Genomic DNA, 3,112 nt, shown 5'->3' on the forward strand with positions numbered 1-3,112 from the left:
CTACTCGCCGGAGCTACAACCGGCGGAGCGGGTCTGGCCTTTGATCAACGAGGCGGTGGCCAACCGGTACTTCGAGGATCTGGAGGAGATGATGGCGGTGGTAGCCGAGCGGTGCCGGGTGCTGGAGGGAGACCGGGAGACCCTCAGGCGGCACACCCTCTTCCACGGGTGGCCTAGGATGATGGAATCAGCATGAAAGGATATGAAAGGCCCCCTGTGTTAGGGGACCGCTCATTTTTCTTGGAGCTGTTCCAGCCCCTTCGGGGGAGGAACAGGATCCCCTCCTCGGTCCTTTGCATACAGATTCTTCATCCCCTTGAGCATCCATCAGGAACGAGGGGCCTAGAAAAAGCCCAAGAGGCGGTTATTCTCCTTGCGAACGCAGGTCAGTTCTTCGAGAAATGTTCGGCCATGCGCTCCAGGAAGGCCAGGTGTTCGCTCTCCTCCGGCTCGAAGTCGTGAAGCATCAAGCGCTTTAATCTGGATATCAAAGTCCATCCGCACAAGATACGGTACCACGGCAGCGGGAACGGGGCGTTCTGATAAGCCTCAAGAAAGCGATTGAGGGTAAGCTTCAAACGAAAAACCCGAAATGACCTCGGGTTTCTCTCGTTCTACACGCGGCAAACGTGATGGGACTAGAACCAACAACCCCTACTCCACACCGACAAAAAGCAGTACCAAGGGGATCGTCGCAAAGGAAAGCACCGAAGAGGCCACCACCGCCCGGGCCGCCCTGGGGGCGTTGCCCCCGAACTCCCCGGCCATCAAAAAGGCGTTGACCGCAATGGGCATGGCGCTTTGCAAGATCAAGACCTGGAGGTCAAGCCGCTCCAACCCAAGCGCCCAGCCAGCCAAAGCCGCAAGCCCTGGCGCGGCCAAAAGGCGCAGGCCGCTGGCCTTGAGTTCAAAAACCCCCCACTCCGGCTTTGAGCGGGCAATCTGGATGCCCAAAGTAAGGAGCATCACCGGAATACAGGCCTGTCCCAGCAGGTGGACCCCTTCATCCAGACCGAGCGGCAGCGGAACAGAGAAGCCCCGCACCAGAATGCCCCCTGCCAGCGCCCAGAAAAGCGGCAGCCGTAGGGTAAAAAGCAGGCCCTGCAAAATCCCCCCTCCCCGTAAAAAAGCTGGCCCCAGGCCAAACATCAGCACGCTGCTGGCGATAAAGTACACCACCGCCCGGTCCAGCCCCGGCTGGCCCAGGGCGAAAAACGTGAGCGAAAGGCCCATGTTGCCCGAGTTGGGAAAGGTCGCCGAGGCCACCAGGGTCTTGATGGAGCCCCTGTCCAAGCGCCACAGCCGACCCAGGAGCAAGGCCAGCACGTAGAGCCCAAAGGAGGCCAGAAAAAAGGCCAAAGTGATGCCCAAGACGCTCGAGCTGCTCAGCCTGGCCCTGAGCATCGCATCAAAGATGAGCACCGGCACCAGCACGTATATGGAGAGCTTAGAGAGGGTCGGCAGGTCAAACTCAATGCGCCGCCCTACCAGGTAGCCGGTAAGCACGATAAAGGCCACCGGAACAACGGTGTTGAGCAGGGCCTCCATACCCCGCTAGCTTAGAGCCTCAAGCACCACCATCGCCAGCGCATACCCTCGCTCATGGGCCAGCGAGAGGTGGGCCCTGAGCCGGGCCTCGCGCATCTCGGCGGCAAGCCGGGGGGCAAAGCCCAGCCGGGGCCGCCGTCCCTCTAGCTCCACCCAGACCTCGAGCCAGCCCAACGCTTCCGGCCAACACTTCTGAAAGGCCTCTTTGGCCGCAAAGCGGGCTCCCAGGGAGGGTAAAGGGTCGGCCCTGCCCAGGCAGTAGGCGATCTCTCCTGGAACAAAGTGCCGCTCCAAAAAACGCTTCGGATGCCGCTGCCAAACCCTCTTCAGCCGGGCCAGGTCCACCAAGTCGGTTCCAATCGCCACAATGGCCATCGGTTAGCATTGTATGCTGTGCTGCCCAAGGCCTTTCTAAAGCGCATGTCCAGCCTACTCGGGGAGGAGTTTCCCCTGTTCCTAAGGGCGCTCTCCGACTCCGAGCGCAGCTACGGGCTCCGGGTGAATACCCTGAAGCTCAACCCCGAGGCCCTCCGGCAAATCAGCCCCTGGCCTCTGGAGCCCATCCCCTGGTCCCCCGAGGGCTTTTACTACCCTCCCGAGGCCCGGCCCGGGCCCCACCCCTTCTACTACGCCGGGCTCTACTACATCCAGGAGCCCTCGGCCCAGGCGGTGGGGGCGCTGGCCGACCCCCAGCCAGGGGAACGGGTGCTCGATCTGGCCGCGGCTCCCGGGGGCAAGACTACCCACCTGGCCGCCCGCATGCGGGGCCGGGGCCTGCTGGTGGCCAACGAGGTGGATGGGAAGCGGCTTTGGGGGCTGCTGGACAACCTGGGGCGCTGGGGGGCGGTGGTGGCGGTGGTCTCGAGCCCCGTGGAGCACCTGGCCGAGCGCTGGGGGGCCTACTTTGACCGGGTGGTGCTGGACGCTCCTTGCTCCGGGGAAGGCATGTTCCGCAAAGACCCTGAGGCCGCGCGCCGCTGGGGGCCCAGCACCCCTCTGCGGGCCGCCCAGGTGCAGAAAAAGCTCCTCCTAGAGGCCGCCCGGCTGGTGCGCCCAGGCGGGGTGCTGGTCTACTCCACCTGCACCTTCTCCCCCGAGGAGAACGAGCAAGTGGTGGCCGAGCTGCTGCGGCAAGGCGGCTGGGCGCTGGAGGAGGCCCGGCTTCACCCCTCCTTCAGCCCCGGCGTGCCCGAGTGGGGCGGGGGGCAGCCCGAGCTGAGCAAGACCGCCCGCCTCTGGCCCCATCGGCTAAGGGGTGAGGGACACTTTTTGGCCCGGCTGCGCAAAGAGGAAGGCCGCGCCCACCGCCCTACGTTGGAGCGGGCAGAACCCCCCTCCCGCGGGGCCCAGACCCTCTGGCAGGCCTGGGCCGAGGAGCACCTGGAAAGCCCTTTAGAAGGAAGCCTCACCGAGCGCGCCGGCCACCTTTACTTGCTCCCCCCCGGACTGCCCAGCCTAAGCGGGATTAAGGCCCCCTCCCCGGGGCTCTACCTGGGGGAGGCCCGGCCCGCTCGAGGTGGGTCGGGAGGCCGTTTCCTGCCCGCTTTACCCCTGGCCCACCACC

4 protein-coding genes are annotated in these 3,112 nt (G+C 64.6%); 2 read left to right on the forward strand and 2 right to left on the reverse strand.

Features of this window, described 5'->3' with window-relative positions; translation table 11 throughout:
• On the forward strand, positions 1-196 hold a 196-nt coding region (locus Mlute_RS14640; RefSeq protein WP_220452092.1), incomplete at its 5' end, for a hypothetical protein.
• Between the two features lie 458 nt (positions 197-654).
• On the opposite strand, the gene Mlute_RS14650 is transcribed toward Mlute_RS14640, so the two are convergent.
• Together Mlute_RS14650 and acpS are read right to left on the reverse strand one after the other, a co-directional pair.
• Complete coding sequence (locus tag Mlute_RS14650) at positions 655-1,548, reverse strand: AEC family transporter (RefSeq protein WP_119361277.1); 894 nt, start codon at positions 1,546-1,548, stop codon at positions 655-657.
• A 6-nt stretch (positions 1,549-1,554) separates the two neighbouring features.
• Entirely contained in the window at positions 1,555-1,923 is a 369-nt protein-coding gene (acpS, locus tag Mlute_RS14655) for a holo-ACP synthase (protein ID WP_119361278.1), read from the reverse strand.
• Positions 1,924-1,941: 18 nt separating this feature from the next.
• On the opposite strand from acpS, the gene rsmF reads away from it, so the two are divergent.
• Positions 1,942-3,112 (forward strand): 16S rRNA (cytosine(1407)-C(5))-methyltransferase RsmF (gene rsmF / locus Mlute_RS14660; protein WP_119361279.1); only part of this gene is annotated, 1,171 nt, incomplete at its 3' end.

Origin of the sequence: Meiothermus luteus, assembly GCF_003574085.1 — a bacterium.
Classification (GTDB): domain Bacteria; phylum Deinococcota; class Deinococci; order Deinococcales; family Thermaceae; genus Meiothermus; species Meiothermus luteus.